Origin of the sequence: Stenotrophomonas sp. LM091, from assembly GCF_001806305.1 — a bacterium.
Taxonomy (GTDB): domain Bacteria; phylum Pseudomonadota; class Gammaproteobacteria; order Xanthomonadales; family Xanthomonadaceae; genus Stenotrophomonas; species Stenotrophomonas bentonitica_A.
The window spans coordinates 537,741-555,846 of the sequence record NZ_CP017483.1; the positions used below are offsets into that span (position 1 = coordinate 537,741).

General features: G+C 66.9%; 14 protein-coding genes. 4 read left to right on the forward strand and 10 right to left on the reverse strand.

The window, feature by feature from the left end; translation table 11 throughout:
• Window positions 1-9 precede the first annotated feature (9 nt).
• A complete protein-coding gene (locus BIZ42_RS02435; RefSeq protein ID WP_070425441.1) occupies window positions 10-2,127 on the forward strand; it encodes a TonB-dependent receptor in 2,118 nt (705 codons plus the stop codon).
• 42 nt (window positions 2,128-2,169) lie between these two features.
• Here BIZ42_RS02435 and BIZ42_RS02440 read toward each other — a convergent pair whose 3' ends face one another.
• Together BIZ42_RS02440 and BIZ42_RS02445 are read right to left on the reverse strand one after the other, a co-directional pair.
• Window positions 2,170-2,910, reverse strand: coding sequence for an SGNH/GDSL hydrolase family protein (locus tag BIZ42_RS02440; RefSeq protein ID WP_083279920.1), 741 nt, complete (start codon window positions 2,908-2,910; stop codon window positions 2,170-2,172).
• 79 nt (window positions 2,911-2,989) lie between these two features.
• Window positions 2,990-3,565 carry a TetR/AcrR family transcriptional regulator gene (locus tag BIZ42_RS02445; RefSeq protein WP_070425443.1) on the reverse strand — a complete coding sequence of 192 codons (576 nt, stop codon included), beginning with the start codon at window positions 3,563-3,565 and terminating at the stop codon, window positions 2,990-2,992.
• An 81-nt stretch (window positions 3,566-3,646) separates the two neighbouring features.
• Between BIZ42_RS02445 and BIZ42_RS02450 the strand changes: the two genes are divergently transcribed.
• Window positions 3,647-4,186: a thioesterase family protein gene (locus BIZ42_RS02450; RefSeq protein WP_070425444.1), complete on the forward strand. Its 540-nt coding sequence runs from the start codon at window positions 3,647-3,649 to the stop codon at window positions 4,184-4,186.
• Between the two features lie 33 nt (window positions 4,187-4,219).
• Here the strand turns inward: BIZ42_RS02450 and BIZ42_RS02455 are convergent, their stop codons facing one another.
• From BIZ42_RS02455 to BIZ42_RS02475, 5 genes are all read right to left on the reverse strand, one after another.
• Window positions 4,220-4,891, reverse strand: coding sequence for an HAD family hydrolase (locus BIZ42_RS02455; RefSeq protein WP_070425445.1), 672 nt, complete (start codon window positions 4,889-4,891; stop codon window positions 4,220-4,222).
• Window positions 4,892-4,906: 15 nt separating this feature from the next.
• Window positions 4,907-5,239 carry a hypothetical protein gene (locus tag BIZ42_RS02460; protein ID WP_156785673.1) on the reverse strand — a complete coding sequence of 111 codons (333 nt, stop codon included), beginning with the start codon at window positions 5,237-5,239 and terminating at the stop codon, window positions 4,907-4,909.
• Window positions 5,240-5,287: 48 nt separating this feature from the next.
• Window positions 5,288-7,585, reverse strand: a complete 2,298-nt coding sequence (locus BIZ42_RS02465; protein WP_172838028.1) for a patatin-like phospholipase family protein — start codon at window positions 7,583-7,585, stop codon at window positions 5,288-5,290.
• Window positions 7,586-7,680: 95 nt separating this feature from the next.
• Window positions 7,681-8,127: a hypothetical protein gene (locus BIZ42_RS19670; RefSeq protein ID WP_070425448.1), complete on the reverse strand. Its 447-nt coding sequence runs from the start codon at window positions 8,125-8,127 to the stop codon at window positions 7,681-7,683.
• A 136-nt stretch (window positions 8,128-8,263) separates the two neighbouring features.
• Window positions 8,264-10,735 carry a prolyl oligopeptidase family serine peptidase gene (locus BIZ42_RS02475; protein WP_070425449.1) on the reverse strand — a complete coding sequence of 824 codons (2,472 nt, stop codon included), beginning with the start codon at window positions 10,733-10,735 and terminating at the stop codon, window positions 8,264-8,266.
• A gap of 185 nt (window positions 10,736-10,920) precedes the next feature.
• Here BIZ42_RS02475 and BIZ42_RS02480 point away from each other — a divergent pair, with 185 nt between their 5' ends.
• Together BIZ42_RS02480 and BIZ42_RS02485 are read left to right on the forward strand one after the other, a co-directional pair.
• A complete protein-coding gene (locus tag BIZ42_RS02480; protein WP_070425450.1) occupies window positions 10,921-11,697 on the forward strand; it encodes a HipA family kinase in 777 nt (258 codons plus the stop codon).
• A complete protein-coding gene (locus BIZ42_RS02485) occupies window positions 11,675-12,067 on the forward strand; it encodes a DUF3037 domain-containing protein (RefSeq protein WP_070425451.1) in 393 nt (130 codons plus the stop codon). The genes BIZ42_RS02480 and BIZ42_RS02485 overlap by 23 nt, the downstream gene beginning before the upstream one ends.
• Before the next feature lie 29 nt (window positions 12,068-12,096).
• Here BIZ42_RS02485 and BIZ42_RS19220 read toward each other — a convergent pair whose 3' ends face one another.
• The 3 genes from BIZ42_RS19220 to gyrA form a co-directional block, all read right to left on the reverse strand.
• Window positions 12,097-12,546 carry a transposase gene (locus BIZ42_RS19220; protein ID WP_083279776.1) on the reverse strand — a complete coding sequence of 150 codons (450 nt, stop codon included), beginning with the start codon at window positions 12,544-12,546 and terminating at the stop codon, window positions 12,097-12,099.
• Between the two features lie 157 nt (window positions 12,547-12,703).
• Window positions 12,704-15,196 carry a membrane-bound PQQ-dependent dehydrogenase, glucose/quinate/shikimate family gene (locus BIZ42_RS02495; RefSeq protein ID WP_070425453.1) on the reverse strand — a complete coding sequence of 831 codons (2,493 nt, stop codon included), beginning with the start codon at window positions 15,194-15,196 and terminating at the stop codon, window positions 12,704-12,706.
• Between the two features lie 200 nt (window positions 15,197-15,396).
• Window positions 15,397-18,096, reverse strand: coding sequence for a DNA gyrase subunit A (gene gyrA, locus BIZ42_RS02500; RefSeq protein ID WP_070425454.1), 2,700 nt, complete (start codon window positions 18,094-18,096; stop codon window positions 15,397-15,399).
• Between the last annotated feature and the right edge of the window lie 10 nt (window positions 18,097-18,106).

An 18,106-nucleotide genomic window follows, 5' to 3' on the forward strand; every position in this document is an offset into this window, starting at 1 on the left:
CGCGCACGAATGACTGCCCACCCGAATCGCTCCACCGCCCCTACCCTGTCCCTGCTCGCCGCCGCCCTGCTGGCCGCCCAGCCGCGCCGCCGGCCCGCTGGCCAGGCCATCACGCTGGACGCGGTGAACGTCACCGCCGCCGATGCCACCGAGGCTGCGCGCCGCGCGCTCGACCGGGTGCCCGGGGCAGGCAATGTCGTCGATATGACGCAGGTCGGCCAGGGCCGCGTCGCCGGGACCGCCGATGTGCTGGCCTACCAGCCCGGCATCAGCGCGCAGAGCGCTGGCAATGAAGGCGTCAAGGTCTCCATCCGCGGTTCGGGCCTCAACCGGGCGCCCGGTGCGCATGCCTCCGGCCTGTCGGTCTCGCTGGATGGCCTGCCGCTCACCGGTCCGGGCGGCACGCCGTACGAGCTGCTGGAGCCGCTGTGGCTGAGCCGCGTGGAGGTGCTGCGCGGTGCCAACGGGTTCGAGCGCGGCGCGCTGGCGCTGGGCGGTGCGGTCAACTACATCACCCGCAGCGGCCGCGACACGCCCGGGCTGGAGCTGCACTACGAAGCGGGCGCACGCGGTTACCAGAAGCGCGGGATCAGCCTGGGCGGAGTGCGGGACGCGGTTGATTACTTCCTGGCCTACACCGATACCGAGTACGACGGCTATCAGCAGCACGCCGCCGGCAAGGGCAAGGGCGCCGTGGCCAACGTCGGCTGGCAGCTCACGCCGGATCTGGAGACACGCTTCTTCCTGCGCTACCGCGAGACCGATCACGAAACCCCGGGGCGCCTGACCCGCGCGCAGATCCGCAACGATCCACGCGCGGCGAATCCAGCCAACCTGGCGATCGACGCGCGCCGCCCGCAGCCGGGCAGCACCTGGATCGGCAACACCACGACCTACACCATCGATGACGATTCGTCGCTGCAGGCCGGCCTCGTCTATCACAAGTACCCGATGGACTTGAACGAGAGCCTGTACCGCCAGCAGCTGGACTACGCCAACCTCAACGGCACGCTGGACTACCGCCGCCGGCACGCGCTGTTCGGGCATGACAGCGTGACCACGATCGGCCTGCGCGTGACCCATGATCTGGACGCGAACGTGCGCGAGACGCTGCGCTTTGCCAGCAACGGTTACGCCGCCGGCACGCACACCCGCGACTTCCAGCATTACGGAACCGACAGCGTGCTGCACCTCGGCAACGACCTGGCGCTGAGCGAGACGCTGCGCCTGCAGACCGGGCTGGCGTTGATCCACACCCGCCGCGATGCGCAGGTCACCTGGCCGGCCACGCCGGAACGGCTCTCCGAACGGCAATGGGATTACGCGCCGCGGCTCGGCTTCACCTGGCAGCAGACGCCGCAGACACAGTGGTTCGGCAACCTGAGCCGTTCGGTGGAGCCGGCGCATCCCTGGTCGATGATCTGGGGCTCGAACCAGTATTTCGCCGCCGGTAACGGCGCCTCCACCGGCCGCCAGCGCGCGCCAGTGGAACTGGACAACCAGACCGCAACCACGCTGGAACTCGGTGCACGCGGCGACAGTGTGCTCGGCCGCTGGGAGCTGACCGGCTATTACGCCCGTCTCAACCACGAGCTGCTGACCGTCGAGGTGCAGCCGGTGCCGAACCTGTTCATCGCCGAATCCAACGCCAGCCCGACCGTGCACCGCGGCATCGAAGCCGGCCTGGACAGCGCACTGTGGCAGGGCATCGGCGGTCGGCTGTCACTGCGCCAGGCCTACACCTTCAGCGACTTCCGCTACCGCGATGATGCGCGCTTCGGCAGCAACCGCCTGCCCGGCCTGCCGCGCCACTACTACCAGGCCGAACTGCGCTACGACCACCCGGCCGGCGTCTACGCCGGGCTCAACACCGAGTACGCCTCGAAGATGTTCGTCGACTACGCCAACAGCATGGCCGCCGACAGCCACGTGATCTTCGGCACCCGCATCGGCTACGACGCCCCCGGTGGCCGCTGGCAGGCCTGGGCGGAGCTGCGCAACCTGGCCGATCGCCACTACGCGGCCACGGTCACGCCGGGCTACGACGATGCCGGCAAGGATGTCGCCCGTTCCACGCCCGGTGAGGGGCGCGGGGTGTATGCCGGGGTGCGTTGGCGATTCGACTGACGTTATGGCGCCACCTTTTGGCCAGCCGGCTGCCAACGGGGATCAGCGCGCCAGTGCCTTGGTGACGGCCGCTTCGGCCAACGGCACCATCCGCGCATAGCCGGCCGGCGTGGGATGCACGCCATCGGTGGCCAGTTCCGGGTCCAGGCCGCCGTCCTTGTTGGTCATGGCCGTGTGGTAATCCAGATAGACCAGGCCCTGCTGCTCCGCATAGGCGCGCAATGCCCGGTTGAGCGCGGTGACCTTGCCGGCGGGCTGCACGCCGCGTTGCCACGGGTAGTCGCTGACCGGCAGTACCGAGGCCAGCACGACGCGGATGTTGTGCGCCTGCGCCAGTTCCACCATCGCGTGCAGGTTGTCTTCGATCATCGCCTGCGTGGTCGGCCCGGTGTTGCCGGCGATATCGTTGGTGCCGGCGAGGATCACCACCAGCGCCGGTTTCAGCGGGATGACATCCTGCTGGAAGCGCACCAGCATCTGCGCCGTGGTCTGCCCGGAGATGCCGCGGTTGACGTACGGCTTGCCCGGGAAGAAGCGCTCGCTGCCGGTTGGGCCCCAGCCTTCGGTGATCGAGTCGCCGTAGAACACCACGCGCTTCGTCCCCGGCGCGACCGGCATCAGTGCGGCGTTCTCGGCGCGGTAGCGCTGCAGCTGCGGCCAGTCCAGCAGGCGCTGCTGCATCTCCGTGATCTGTGCGGGCGTCGCCTTGTCGGCAGGCACCAGATACAGCGGATTGACCGCAGGGCCATCCTGCGCCTGGGCCAGTGGGTGAAGCGCGCACAGCACCAGGCCGGCGGCAAGGGCTAAGGGACGGGTCAAGGCTGGCACGGTGCGGCGCTCCGGTAAGGGCAAGCCAGCAGTCTCAGCGATCCGCCACCAGCGATTCAAGCTGCAGCGCGACGCGATCGAACGGGCCGATGTCACGCATCGCGCGGCACATCGCCACCGCGCCTTCCACGCTGGCGATGATCATGGTCGCCAGCGCGTGCGCCTGGCCGGGCGTACGGGCGTCGGTGCACAGCGCCTCGCTCAGCCGGGCTTCCCAGCAGGCAAACACGGCGGCGGCCGCCCGCTGCGCATCGTCGGGCGCCGCATCGATCGGCTCTTCAACCGCAGCCGCCAGCACCGGGCAGCCCGCATGGAAGTCCGAACGGATCAACCGCTCGCGCCACATCGCCAGAAACAGCGAAAGCCCCTCGGCACCACCGGCCTGCAGGCAAGTGGCCAGCACGCTGTCGACTTTGGCGCCGGCCAACGTGGTCGCCTCGGCCAGCACCTGTTGCTTGCCGCCCGGGAAATGGTGATAGGTGGACCCGAATGGCGCCTGCGCGCGCTTGGCGACCTCGCGGACACTAGAGGCATTGAGCCCGTACGTGGCCAGCATTTCCGCTGCCGCAGCCACCACACGTTGCGGGGCATCGGAATGGCGTGCGCTCATGGCCGGATTCCTTGCTAAGACAGGTGTCATAGACTAGCGTATTTGCATTATGACAACTGTAATAGAAATGACGGCCCGCTCATGAATCTCTGGTTCCGCCTGCTGCTCCTGCTGCTGTCCACCCCATTCAAGCCGAAACTGGCCGCGCCGTTTGCGGTGTCGCGACTGAACTTCCGGGTGCTGCCCAACGACATCGACAGCAACCTGCACATGACCAACGGGCGCTACTGGACGATCTTCGACCTGGGTCGCCTGGACCTGGTGTTCCGGATGGGCCTGGGCCGCGTGGCCTGGCGCTCGAAGTGGGCGCCCATCGTGAGTGGCGGCACCATCCAGTTCCGGCGCGAGCTGAAGCCGTTCCAGCGTTTCGTACTGGAGACCCGCATGGTCGGCTGGGCCGGCACGCGCATCATCATGGAACAGCGCGTGTTGATCGGCGAGGAAGAGAAAGTCGCCACACGCGCGCTGCTGATCACCGGCGTCTACGACCGTCGGCACCGCCGCTTCGTCTCCACCGATCAGATGATGGAGGCCATTGGCGCGCCGATCGTGCCCTCGCCCGAACTGGGCAAGGCGGCCCAGGCGTTGCTTGCCGCCGAGATGGCGATGAAAGAAGACTGACCTCGCATTGCGTCACACCGATGACGGCGCGGCTCACGTAGCGCGCCAGGACAGAATCTCTGCTTTGGCCGCCATCGCGTGTTCAATCACGCGCAGGCACTTCACGTCAGGACTGATCAGATACCACTGCTCGCTGTTGCGCAGCAGTGGCAAATCCGCCCGATGATCGGTGTAGGCGATGCGCCACGGCGGCGGATAGCCGCGCTCGGTCAGCATGGGAATCTTGTTCTCACCGATGCAGTGGTTTTCGCTGACCCAACCGCCGACACACGGCCGCAGGGTCGAGGCGACCAGCGGTACGTCCTTCAAACCTTCGCGTTCCAGCAACGCGCGCGCCAACGGCTCCCAGCAGCCGGTGGCGATGACAACCTCGTCGCCCTGGGCAAGATGGTGGCGCAGTCGTTCGACGCCCTCAGGCAGGAACACAGGCTCCGGGCCGGCGAATACCTCGTCGGCATGCACCACGGCAAGCCTTGCCAGCGCCTCGCGGCTGCGTCCGAACGTCGCCATCCACACGGCGAAGCGTACCGGTCTCCGTCGCGTGCGCGGTAATGCCCAGAGCGGCGCCAGCACCGGCAGCGCGAGCATGACACCGGCGATCCGCCACGGTTGGCGGCGCAGCAGACCTTTGAAGAACCGGCTTGCCGTTTCCCAGCGGGTCAGCGTCAAGTCGAAATCAAATACCACCACACTGCGGTCTGACATCCGTATCAGCTCCTTTCAGAAGACGCCCTGCACCAGCAGTTTGTCGTCATCGGTCGGTGTGAGCACCAATCCGTAAGCCTCGTTTCCGCGATGGAAGCCTGCCGAGCAGATCGCGTCCCAGCCTTGCCCGCAATCCACCTCGGGATGCGCGGCGAAGCTGGGTTCGCCCGCGTTGTCGGGCGCGGATGCGAGCCATCCGGCCTTGATGAGCAGCGCCTTGGCCTGCGCGTACGGCATGCCGACAGTAATGCCGATCTGCGTCCACGCTGCGGGCAGCGACGGTGCATCAGCGGCATGCACGTGGCCGGCAGACAGCAGGAGCACCACAGCAAGGAACATCGATTTCATCGGCATCACATCAACACCATGGCTGCACAGGATAAAGCGCAGAACCCATCAGAACCCATCCAGTGTCCGCAGCAGTGAGCCAAAGGTCAGATAGAACGAAGTGTGCCCACCCTGCGCGCGCCCATACCCCAGGAACACCGGCCCCAGGAACGTATCGGCGCCGACGAACAGGCTGCCTGCGGTCTGCATGCCATCCAGGCTGACATCCTCGCGGCGCTGCCAGAATCCGCCCCACTCCACACTGCCGCCGACATACAGCGGGATGGTCAGCAGCGAATCGGCGTGCGCGACGCGACGGTAATACACCACCCGGGCCAGCGCGGTCTGCGGCGCGAAGATGGATTCTTCCGGATAGCCGGACAGATTGCCCAACCCACCCAGGAAGCCGTAGGTAGCCAGCAGGTCATCGCCACCGTGTGCGGAGGAGGCGCGCAGGCCCCCCAGCCAGCGGTTGTGACCGTGCGCCCATGCCCCATCCCACTGCACCCGCGTGACTGCGGCCGAGTTATCGGTGCCCAGCGCATCCAGGTAATGCTGGCGGGTCAGCGACAGGCGTTGGCCGCGGCTCGGGAAGGCGGAGCTGTCGATCGAATCGTGGCGCAGCTGCCAGCCGATGCTGCCCATATCGGCACGGTAGTTGCCCAGTTCGCTGGGATTGCCGACATCCAGCCGCAACCGCTCGCGTCCCCGCTCACCGAACAGCGCCAGTTCCCAGTCGGGGTGCGGCGAGTAGGCCCAGCGCAGTCCACCTAGCCACTGGCTGTAGCGGAACTCGGCCAGTGCGCCGCCGCGCATCAGCGCCAGGTCCAGATCGGTGGCACGGTACTTGGCATAGGTGGACAGCGCATGCCGGCCGCTGCCGCCGAATGGCCGGTAATACTCGGCGAAAGCCTCCTCGACTTCGCCCAGCCCGACGCGCAGTTTGAGCTCGGCGCCCTGCTCGCTGAGCCCAGTACGGGTCAGCTCGGTGATGAGCTGGTAGTTGCTGCTGCCATCGAAATCATCGGACAGGCGCAGCGCGAAGTGCAGGAAGTCCGGCCCCCAGCGTTTGTCCTGCGGCGCGAGGATCAGGCCCTGCTGCCCGTCGCGCTCATCCAGCCGCCATTGCACCTGTTCGTAGCGGCCTTCGCCGTAAGCGGTGGCGACCTTCTGCTCCACGCGATCCGGTTCCAGTGGCTGGCCCACTTCCGGCTGCAGGCGCTGCTCGATGTAGCGCGCGGTGCGCGTTCGGTCGTGCAGCACATCAATGAAGGCCACGATCGGCGTCTCGTAGGCCGGCGGGCGATGCTGTCGCTGGAAGGCAGCGTAGCGGCCGTCGTCCACCTGGAAGCGCCGGACGGAGACCACCTCGGCCTGTGCGGCCTGCTCTCCCACTCCCACCGCCTGCGGTGAACGGTTGAAATCCTGGCTGCCCATGTCGCCCAGCGGCGGCGTGATCAGCAGATCCTGCGGCCCCAGGGTGGCCAGCTGCGCGAGTACTTCGCGCTGCATCAGCACGCTGGCCATCTGGTGGCTGATCGCCAGCGGCGAATCCAGTTGCGCCTCGGTCATCAGCGGCGAGCCGACCCGCGACACGATCAGTCGCTGCGCCCCCAGGCGGCGCGCCTCATCGATGGGCACGTTGTCGACCACCCCGCCGTCGACGAGCAGATGGTCCTCATAGCGGACCGGCGCGAACACCCCCGGCACCGACATGCTCGCGCGGATGGCCAAGGCCAGGTCGCCCTGCCCGAACACTACCTTCTCGCCGCTGACGATGTCCGTGGCAATCGCCCGGAACGGAATCGGCAACGCGTCGAAGTCACGCACCTGCCAGGTCGGCAGCAGCAGGCGGCGCAGCAGCATCTCCAGCTTCTGACCCTGGATCAGCCCCTGCGGGAACGCGATCTTGCCGTTGCTCAGGCCGACTTCGACGCCGCCCAGCAGGCGCAGGTCATCTTCCTTGCGGCGCATGCTGCGCTCATCGCGTGGCGGTTTGTCGCGCAGCACCTCAGCCCAGTCGATCCGGTCCAGCACTGCTTCGATCTCGTCGGCCGTGTAGCCGGAGGCATACAAGCCGCCGACCACCGCGCCCATCGAGGTGCCGACGATGCAGTCGATCGGCACGCGCTCGCGCTCGAGCACCTTGAGCACGCCGATATGGGCCGCGCCGCGGGCACCGCCACCGCCAAGGACCAGGCAGGTGCGGGGGCGGTCGAGAACCTGCGTTGCGGAATCAACGGGCGCGGGAGCGGTCTGCGCCACCGCCATGAGCGGGGCGAACGCCAGCGCTGCCAGGACGAACAGCCAGCGGCTGCACCGACGCCGCGTGGCGGGACCGGTGGGTTGTAATGGTGTCTGCTGCATTCGATCCCTCGCTCCCCGGTACCCGGCATCCCCTTGAAGCGCACTTTGCCTGCCGGGCCGGGCGAGGTCCACCCGTCGCGCGTCGGCCCGACATCTCAACGGCCGATGGGAAGAAAGCCCACCAGTGCCACAACCAGACAGACCAGGCCGCCAGCCAGCGGCAGATAGGTGGCCCATACCGGCGCCCCTTGGCCGATCGCGAAGGCGACGAACGCTTCCCGTATGCTTCGGCCGGTCAGGAACGGAATGACGACCAGTGCCAGCAGGGGCAACAGCGAGGCGAGCCCGAAGCCGAGGAATGCCGGCCGGTGATCGTTGCTGGCAAATCCGCCCAGCGGGTACAGGGCCAATGCCACTAGTAATCCCACGAAGAACAGGGCGTTGGCGACCCGGATCGTGGTGCGATGACGGCGCCGCAACGCGGCCCGGGACCAGCCACGGTAGTGCGTCTGCAATCCCCTCGCCCAGTACGCGACGAGCCATGTTGCGATGATGCCGCCAACGATCCCGCTGCCCGCCGGTCCCCAAGACTGGATATCCATGCCTGCGTCCTTGTGGTCTGAGCCGAGTGTAATTCCATCCCCCGCCCAGGAATGCAGAACGGCCGCCCATTGAGGGCGGCCGTGGGTCTGATGCGAAGCGCAGCCGAGGGACCAGCGGCGTTACCGATGCCTCGGCTCAGCGTTTGGCCGGCGGCGCATTCTTCACATAGGTATCGAACCAGTTCAGCATTTCCGATACCAGCTGCTCGTTGGATTCCAGTGCGGTGTACCAATGCGGTTCGTGCGGCAGCATCACCAGGCGGGTGGTGCCGCCATTGCCGCGGATCGCCTGGAACAGCTTGCGCGACTGGAACGGTTCGGTGCCCGGGTTCGCATCGTCCTCGCCGTGAACCAGCAGCAGCGGCAACTTGATCTTGTCGGCATAGAAGAACGGCGAGGCCTTCAGGTACACGTCCTGCGCCTGCCACACCGAGCGGCGTTCATTCTGGAAGCCGAACGGGGTGAAGGTCTTGTTGTACGAGCCGCTGGTGGCGACGCCTGCCTTGAACAGATCGGTATGCGCGATCAGGTTGGCGGTCATCAGGCCGCCATGGCTGTGGCCGGTGACGCCGATCCGGTTGCGGTCGACCACGCCCAGGTCCACCGCCTTGTCCACCGCGGCTTTGGCATCGGCCTCCAGCTGTTCCAGATACGTGTTGTAGGCGGTTTTGGGGTCGCCGACGATGGGGAACGAGGCGTTGTCGATGATCGCGTAGCCGGCCAGCAGCATCAGCCGGTACGGCGCCAGGCGGGTGAAGGTCTGCTGCGAACCGGAGACCTGCCCCGCCTGTGCCGCGTTGGCGAAATCGGCCGGGTAGGCATACAGGATCGCCGGCACGCGCTGGCCTTCCTTGTAGCCCGGCGGGGTGTACAGGGTGAACGACAGATCCACGCCGTCAGCACGCTTGTAGGTGACCAGGCGCTTCTGGATCTGGCGCACTTCCGGCGTCGGATCCACCAGGTGGGTCAACGCGGCCGGCTTGGACACGACCTGCGCTTCGCCCGGCTTGGCGTCGGCGACGTCCTCGCCAAGCAGGCGCACGAACGCATTCGGCGCATCGGTCACCGACTGGTGCCACGTGAGCAGGTGGCCCGGGATGGCGCTGAAGCCGATGAACTGCTCGTAGGCATCGGCATCGCTGCGGAAAAGACGCTCCGTCTTCAGGCTGCGGAGGCTGAGCGCATCCAGGAAGGGACGATCGCCCTGCGGCGAAGCACCCTGCCCGCGCAGGAAGACCGTGTTGCCTTCCTGACGCACCACGTAGGCGCCGTTGGGCAGGCGCTGGTACACGAAACTGCCCGGGTCCTCGTACAGCTCATCGCTGGAGAGATCCCACAACAGCCGGCCTTCCTGCCTGGGGTTGTCGACGTTGACGATGCGGGTCTGGCGCCAGTGGCGGTTCTCGTCGTTCTCGTCGAGGAAGGCAACGTCCGGCTGCGCGGTCCAGGCCAGGCCTTCGAAACGCTGCGCGGTGCGGGCGATCTCGGTGGGCTTGGCGGTGAACGGGGCTTTGAGCATCAGCACGCGATCACGATGCGGGACGGTGACTTTCCAGTCGCCCTTGTCCAGGGCTTCGGCATAGACCAGCGTGGCCGGATCGGTGGCGCGCCAATCGAAATCGCGCGGGCCTTCCGGCACGCCGTGCACCGGCACGCGGTCGGCCAGCGGCAGGCTGGCGATCGGCGTGCTGCGGCCGCTGGCGATATCCAGCACGGCCACGTCATTGGCGAAACGCTGGTAGGTGACCGCATGCGAGAACGGTGCCTTGAGTGTTCTCGTCAGCACATGCACGCCATCCGGGGCGGCTCCGATGCTGTCCAGCAGCGCCGGGGCGCCGACGGTGCGCACGGTGTTGGAAGCGGTATCCACCACTGCCAGCTGCGACTGGCCGTAATAGGCGAACAGCGCTTCATCGTAGGCACTGGTCAGCGTATCGCGGGCTTCGTAGGTGCTGCTTTCGCCAGCCGTGCCCAGCGACTCCTGGATGTCCGGGCCGATCGCACCTTCGGCGCTCGGCGCCTGTCCCTGCTTGGCAGGCACCAGCTTGACCAGCAGCTGCTGGCTGCCGCCGAGCCACTGTACGGTGCTGCCGAAGATCGGGTTCAGCGCGACGTTGGGCACCTGGCGGACCTGGCCGGTCGCTGCATCGCCGATCCACAGCTGCACGCTGTCATCGACCACGTTCTGGAAGGCGAAGCGTTGCCCGTCGGCCGACCACTGCGCCATGCCGGCGCACCCGCTGGGCAAGGACACCTTGGTGGAGCGGCCACTGGCGGTATCGACCACGGTGAAGTCGCCCACGCACGGTGGAATGCCATAACCACCCGGGGTGTCGTGGCGGCTGCGGTTCTTCGGCTCCAGGCGCACGCCGGCCAGCTTCAGATACGGCTGGGCGACGCGGGTGATCGACGGATAGGTCTGCGTGGTGGTCAGCAGCAGGCGCTGGCCGGTCGGGTCGACGCTGGGCGTCGGCGGCGGCGGTGCCTTGAGCACCTTGAGCAGGCTCTCCGGCGGCGTGGCGTAACCGGCAAAGGCCGGTGCAGCGAGCAGCAGCCCGAAGGTGGCAACGGCAACGGCCGCAGCCAGCGAAGTACGACGGATCAGCATCCTTATCCCCTTGCAGTGTCAACGAGTGCCCGCAACAGGGGCATGACCCGAATCTAGCACCGCCGGGACCGGTGTGAATGGGCCGGAAGGGCCAACCGCCCGACACTGCAAAGCGAATCCTTCCACCGTGCCGGGTAGCGCCCCCTTACGCGTCACGCCCGGCCTTGGCCCGGCTAGAATGCCCCATGCGAACCGTGCACGCCCTCCGATATGTCACCCCGCTGCGCGAAGGCGGCTCCCTGCCCGCCGTGGTCGAGACCGACGACGACGGCATGGTGGTGCTCAAATTCCGCGGCGCCGGCCAAGGACCGAAGGCCCTGATCGCCGAACTGATCGCCGGCGAGATCGCCCGCACGCTCGGCCTGCCGATCCCGGAGATGGTGTTCGTGGAGCTCGACCGCGAGTTTGCCCGGACCGAACCGGACCCGGAAATCCAGGATCTGATCCGTGCCAGCGAGGGCCTGAACCTGGGCAGTGATTACCTGCCCGGGGCAATCAACTACGACCCGGCGGCCATGCAGCCCGATGCCGAGCTGGCCTCGAAGATCGTGTGGTTCGATGCCTTCACCAGCAACGTGGACCGCACCGCGCGCAATCCCAACCTGATGGTCTGGCATCGCAGGCTGTATCTGATCGACCATGGCGCAGCGATGTATTTCCATCACGACTGGGCCAGTGCCGGGGAGGCCTGCAGGAAGCCGTTCGTGCTGATCCGCGATCATGTACTGCTGCCGTTCGCCACGCGGATTGCCGAAGTGGATTCTGCGCTCGCGGTGATGCTGCCCGATGCCGAAATCGAGCGGATCGTCGGCCTGGTGCCGGACAGCTGGCTGGTGGACGAACCCGCCTTCGACAGCCCGGCGGCTTACCGCCAGGCGTATATCGATTATCTGCAACACCGCCTTCGCGTACGCGCGGCTTTTGTACAGGAGGCCGTCCGTGCCCACACTGCACACCTATGACTATGCGGTGATCCGCGTAGTGCCCCGCGTGGAGCGCGAGGAATTCATCAACGTCGGGGTGATCGTGTCCTGCCCGGGCGCAAAGCACCTGGAAGCAGCGATCGAGGTGGATGTGGAGCGGCTGCGTGCCTTCGCGCCGACGCTGGATATCGAGGGCCTGCAGCCGTGGCTGGATGCGATCGTGGCGATCTGCCGCGGTGACGCGAACGCCGGGCCGATCGCTCAGCTGCCTGCGCGTGCACGTTTCCATTTCCTCACCGCCAAGCGCAGCTCGGTGGTGCAGATGTCAAGCACGCACGTCGGCCGTACTGCAGAGCCGACAGGCGTGGTCGAGCATCTGATGCGGAAGATGGTGCGGGTCCCGGCGTAGCGCCGTCGGGGCGGCGGGACCGTCACCATTCAGACCGGCCAGCGGCACCACGAAAACGGATAGCCATGCAGACCGCTGGCCAGCCCCGCCCGCATCGGGAGGGACAGGATGTCGGTGGCGCGCGCAAGCAGGTCGCGCTCATCGCACCGGGAATGATCGTGGCAGCCCGGTTGCCAGATCCTGCCCTGGTTCGCATTGCGTTGAGTGAGCGCGTGCGCCGATCGCGATTTCAGCCAGCGGACCACACTCGTCATCGGGTGCCTGCGAAGCCGGAACAGCCAATGCACGCGGTCGGGCATGATGGCCCAGGCGAAAGATTCCGTGCGTCTTTCCGCATCGGAAGCACGCAGCCAGCGCGCGACATCCTGCGCATTGCCGTGATGATGGAACAGCGGGAATTGATGGGTGGTGACAGTGGTGACGACGTAGCAGGCATTTGACAGCGGACATCGCGCAGATCGAACAGAGGAACTCGGCATCCGGCCAGCATGGCAGCGCGTGCCCTCCAGGCTCACCGGGAGAGAACGCGGTCCGTTGTCAGATTTTTGCGCGAAGCGCTGTAGTCTCGCAACGAGCGGCCGGGCGCTGCCCGGCCTTGCGTCAATGGAACGCCGGCCACATCCGACGCGGCGTCCCTCACCCCTTCGGCAACGCGTAGGCGATCACGTAATCGCCGGCCGGGGTTTCCATGAAGTGATGACCACCGGCCATGATGACCACGTACTGGCGGCCACCGAACTCGTAGATCATCGGGTTGGCCTGGCCGCCGGCCGGCAGCTTGGCATGCCAGAGTTCCTTGCCGGTTTTGAGGTCGATCGCGCGCAGCAGATCATCGGTCGCCGCGGCGATGAAGATCAGGCCGCTGGCCGTGACCACCGAACCACCGTTGTTGGGCGTACCGATCTCGATCGGCAGGCCGGAGCGGATGCCGAACGGCCCATTGCCGCGGGCGCTGCCGAACGGGCGGTCCCACAGGGTCTTGCCGGTACGCAGGTCGACCGCGCGGATGCCACCGTAGGGCGGCTGCTTGCACAGCAGCTTGGTGAACGGCAGGCGCCAGCCGGCGTTGACGTCGATGGCGTACGGCGTGCCCACCTGCGGATCGCCCGCGCCTTCGGCGCCGCCCTTGTCGGCGGTCACATCCTCGCGCGGCAGCCACCCCAGTTTGTCCGCCTTCTCGCGCGGCACCAGCCGGTTGTAGTTGGGCATGTCGTTGTAGTTGGCAACGATCACGCCTCGGCGCGGATCCACGGCCACGCTGCCCCAGTCCGAGCCCCCGTTGTAGCCGGGATACTCGATGGAATGACGGTCCGCGGTCGGCGGCGTGTAGAAACCTTCGTAACTGGCCTTGCGGAACTGGATGCGGCAGACCAGCTGGTCGATCGGGGTCATGCCCCACATGTCGCGCTCGGTGAGGTCCGGCTTGCGCAGCGTGTGATACAGCGAGAACAGCTGGGTGGGCGAGCGCTGTTCGGGCTCGACGCCGCCCGTGGGCACCTTGCGCTCTTCGGCGGCGGTCAGCAGCTTGCCGGTGCGACGGTCGAGAATGTACATGTCGCCCTGCTTGGTCGGCAGCAGCAGGGCCGGGACTTTGCCGGCGGCGGTCGGGTAGTCGATCAGGGTCGCCTGCGACCCCATGTCGTAATCCCAGACGTCCTTGCGCACCGCCTGGAAGTGCCAGGCCGGCTTGCCGGTGTTGACGTCGATCGCCACCAGCGAGGTGGCGTACCGGTTTTCGTTTTCGGTGCGCGAGCCACTCCAGTAATCGCCGGCCGAGTTGCCCATCGGCAGGTAGACCAGCCCAAGTTCGTCGTCGCCGGTCGCGGTGGTCCACATGTTGGGGGTGCCGCGGGTATAGGTCTCACCCGGCGGCGGTGCGCCGTTGCGCTCCGGGCGGACCATGTCCCAGGCCCAGCGCAGTTTGCCGGTGACGGCATCGTAGGCCTGGATCACGCCGGACGGCGCGTCGCGGCGCTGTCCATCCAGCACCTGGTGGCCGGTCACGATCACGCCCTGCACGATCGCCGGCGGCGAGGTGATGGAGACATAGCCGGCCGGGCTGTCGCCCATGCCCACGGTGATGTCGACCTGGCCGTTGTTGCCGAAACCGGCGCACGGCTTGCCGGTGGCGGCATCGACCGCGATCAGGCGGCCATCCAGGGTGCCTTCGATGATGCGGGCGGCACAGGCGCCACGCGGCACCTGGGTCAGCACGGGCACGCCGCTGGGAACGGCCAGGTCCGCGGCCACATCGTTCAACGCGGTGTCCTGCGCGGTGGCGGGCACTTCGTAGTAGGACACCCCGCGGCAGGCGGCGGTGTACGGGATCGACTTGTCCTTGATCTTCGGGTCGTAACGCCAGCGCTCGGTGCCATCGGCGGCGTTGAGCGCGACCAGCTGATTGCGCGCGGTGCACAGGTAGAGGCTGTCGCCGACCTTCAGCGGCGTGGTTTCCGCACCCCAGCGCTTCTCCGGCAGGTCGCCAGTGCGGAACAGCCAGGCCTGCTCAAGCTTGGCCACGTTGTCCGGGGTGATCTGCTGCAGCGGCGAGAAACGCGTTGCCGCGTTGTTGCGACCATAGGCGGCCCAGTCGCCGTCCACCGGGCGGTCGGCCGGTTGCAGGGGCGCGTCGGCCGTGGGTGCCAGGCCGGTGCTGGTCATCGGCTCGGGGAAGGCGCCCTGTGCCTCGGTAACACCATGTGGCACGAAGGCCAGGGTGAAGGCCGCCACGAACACCAGCGCCAGCACGCCGGCGATGCCGCGCGAGACCTTGCGCGACACCGGGCGATCCAACGTCGGCAGCAGCAGCGACAGCACGAAGCCGATCGCCACGATCAGGCCCAGGCGCGGCACCCAGCGCCAATAGTTGCTGCCCGACTCCCACCACGTCCACAGCAGCGTGCCGACGAACACCAGCGCGAACCACAGCGCGCCGCTGTAGCGGCCCCGCCACAGCTGCACGCCGGAGATCAGCAGGCCGACGCCGGCCAGCACGTAATACCAGGAACCACCGAGGCTGGCGAGCCAGGCGCCACCTGCGGTGAATACAACGCCCAGCAACAGAATGACAATTGCCAGCACGGCCACCAGCCAATGGCGGGGGCGGCGGGTCTGCGTCGTGGTGGACATCGGTTTCTCCTGAAGCGCGAAGATCGCCGACGTTGCCGCCGGCCCCGCGGCTCTTATCCCACCGGGGTCGTGAACGTTGCGCGTTCTTTGCTGCAGCCGCCAGCGTCGGCACAGCCGACGATGAAAGCGTGCAATCTCCCTGCCCCACAACGAAAAACGCCGGCATCTGCCGGCGTTTTCCGTGTCACTGCCGCAGGGGCTTACGCCTCCGGCGGTGCCACCACCGGGCTGGCCTCGACGGCCGCCTGTGCATCTTCTTCCACACCCTCATCCAGCGAGGCATCCATGCGTTCAACCGCCTGGAGCTTCTCTTCCTTGGACAGACGGATCAGGGTCACGCCCTGGGTGTTGCGGCCGACGCGCGAGATTTCCGATCCGCGGGTACGCACCAGGGTGCCACCATCGGAAATCAGCAACACTTCGTCGCGCGGGCCCATCAGCACCGCACGCACCAGCTTGCCGTTGCGCTCGGTGGTCTGGATGCCGATCACACCCTGCGTGCCACGGCCCTTGCGCGGGTAATCCGGCAGCGGGGTGCGCTTGCCGTAGCCGTTCTCGGTCGCGGTCAGGATGTAGAGCGCGTTGTCATCGTCGGCGCCGTTCTCGATCACGGCATCGCCGCTATCGATCACGGTCTCGTCGACCTGGCTCTCATCCTCGTTCTCGTCTTCGCTGCCGCCGGCACTCTCGGCCACGATCAGGCTGACCACTTCCTCACCCTTGGGCATCTTGATGCCGCGCACGCCGGTGGCGGTACGGCCCATCGAGCGCACCTTGTCCTCACCGAAGCGCACGGTCTTGCCGTTGGAGGCGAACAGCAGGATGTCGCGCTCGCCATCGGTCAGGCCGACGCCGACCAGCGCATCGCCCTCATCGAGGTTGATCGCGATCTTGCCGCGCGCCAGACGGAAGGCGAACTCGCTGAGCGGGGTCTTCTTGACCGTGCCGTTGCGGGTGGCGAAGAACACGAACTGGCCTTCGGCGTACTCGCGTACCGGCAGCACGGCCTGGACCCGCTCACCGGCTTCCAGCGGAATCCAGTTGATGATCGGGCGGCCACGGGCGTTGGAGCCGGCCTCCGGCAACTGGTGGACCGGCAGCCAGAACACCTTGCCCGCACTGGTGAAGGTCAGCAGCGTGTCATGCGTGTTGACCAGCCACAGCTGTTCGATGAAATCCTCTTCCTTGGTCGAGGCAGCGCTGCGGCCACGGCCACCGCGGCGCTGGGCCCGGTAGGCACTGACCGGCTGGCGCTTGGCATAGCCGGCGTGCGACAGGGTGACCACCACGTCTTCCGGGGCGATCAGGTCGAGGATGTCCAGGTCTTCTTCGCTGTGGCGGATCTCGGTGCGGCGCTCGTCGCCGAACTCCGTACGCACGTTGATCAGCTCTTCGCGGATGACCTGCAGCAGACGGTCCGGATCTTCCAGGATATGGATCAGCCCGGCGATCGTTTCCAGCAGCAGCTTGTACTCGTCGGTCAGGCGGTCCTGCTCCAGCCCGGTCAGGCGATGCAGGCGCATTTCCAGGATCTGGGTCGCCTGGATCTCGGTCAGCTGGTAGCCGCCCGCGAGCAGGCCCACACCCTTGGGCAGATCATCCGGACGCGAGGCTTCGGCACCGGCGGCGCCCAGCATCGAGCCGACCAGGCCCGGCTCCCACAGGCGGGCGAGCATGCGTTCGCGCGCCTCGGTGGGGTTCGGCGAGGTCTTGATCAGTTCGATCATCTCGTCGATGTTGGCCAGCGCGACGGTCAGGCCTTCCAGCACGTGCGCACGCGCACGCGCCTTGCGCAGTTCGAACACGGTGCGGCGGGTGACCACTTCGCGGCGGTGGCGCACGAAGGCCTCGAGCATCTGCTTGAGGTTCATCAACTGCGGGCGGCCATCGACCAGCGCCACCATGTTGATGCCGAACACCGACTCCATCTGGGTCTGCTGGTAGAGGTTGTTCAACACAACTTCCGCCGACTCGCCGCGCTTGATCTCGATGAAGATGCGCATGCCGTCCTTGTCGGACTCATCGCGCAGTTCGCTGATGCCTTCGAGCTTCTTTTCCTTGACCAGCTCGGCGATCTTCTCGATCAACCGGGCCTTGTTCACCTGGTACGGGATCTCGGTGACGATGATCGATTCGCGGCCGTTGTCAGCCACTTCGACCTCGGCCTTGGCGCGGATGCGCACACGGCCACGACCGGTCCGGTACCCGGCGACGATGCCGGCGGTGCCGTTGATGATGCCCGCGGTCGGGAAGTCGGGGCCCGGGATGAACTCCATCAGGCCGTCGACGTCGATCTCGGGGTTGTCGATCAGCGCGATGCAGGCGTTGATCGATTCGGTCAGGTTGTGCGGCGGGATGTTGGTCGCCATGCCCACCGCGATACCGGCCGAACCGTTGACCAGCAGGTTCGGGAACCGGGTCGGCATGACCGTCGGCTCCAGTTCCTTTTCGTCGTAGTTGGGCTGGAAATCGACCGTTTCCTTGTCGATGTCGGCCATCAGCTCATGGGTGAGCCTGGACATTCGGGCTTCGGTGTATCGCATCGCCGCGGCGGAGTCGCCGTCGACCGAACCGAAGTTACCCTGGCCATCGACCAGCATGTAGCGCAGCGAGAACGGCTGTGCCAGACGCACCAGCGTGTCGTACACCGACTGATCGCCATGCGGGTGGTACTTACCGATGACGTCACCGACGATACGCGCCGACTTGAAGTAAGGCTTGTTGGCGTGCGCGTTGAGTTCACTCATCGCGAACAGCACGCGGCGATGCACCGGCTTGAGGCCATCGCGCGCATCCGGGAGTGCGCGCCCCACGATCACGCTCATCGCGTAATCGAGGTAACTCTTGCGCATCTCGTCTTCCAGGTTGACCTGGATGATTTCCTTGGCGGTTTCTGCCATTCGGGTTCCG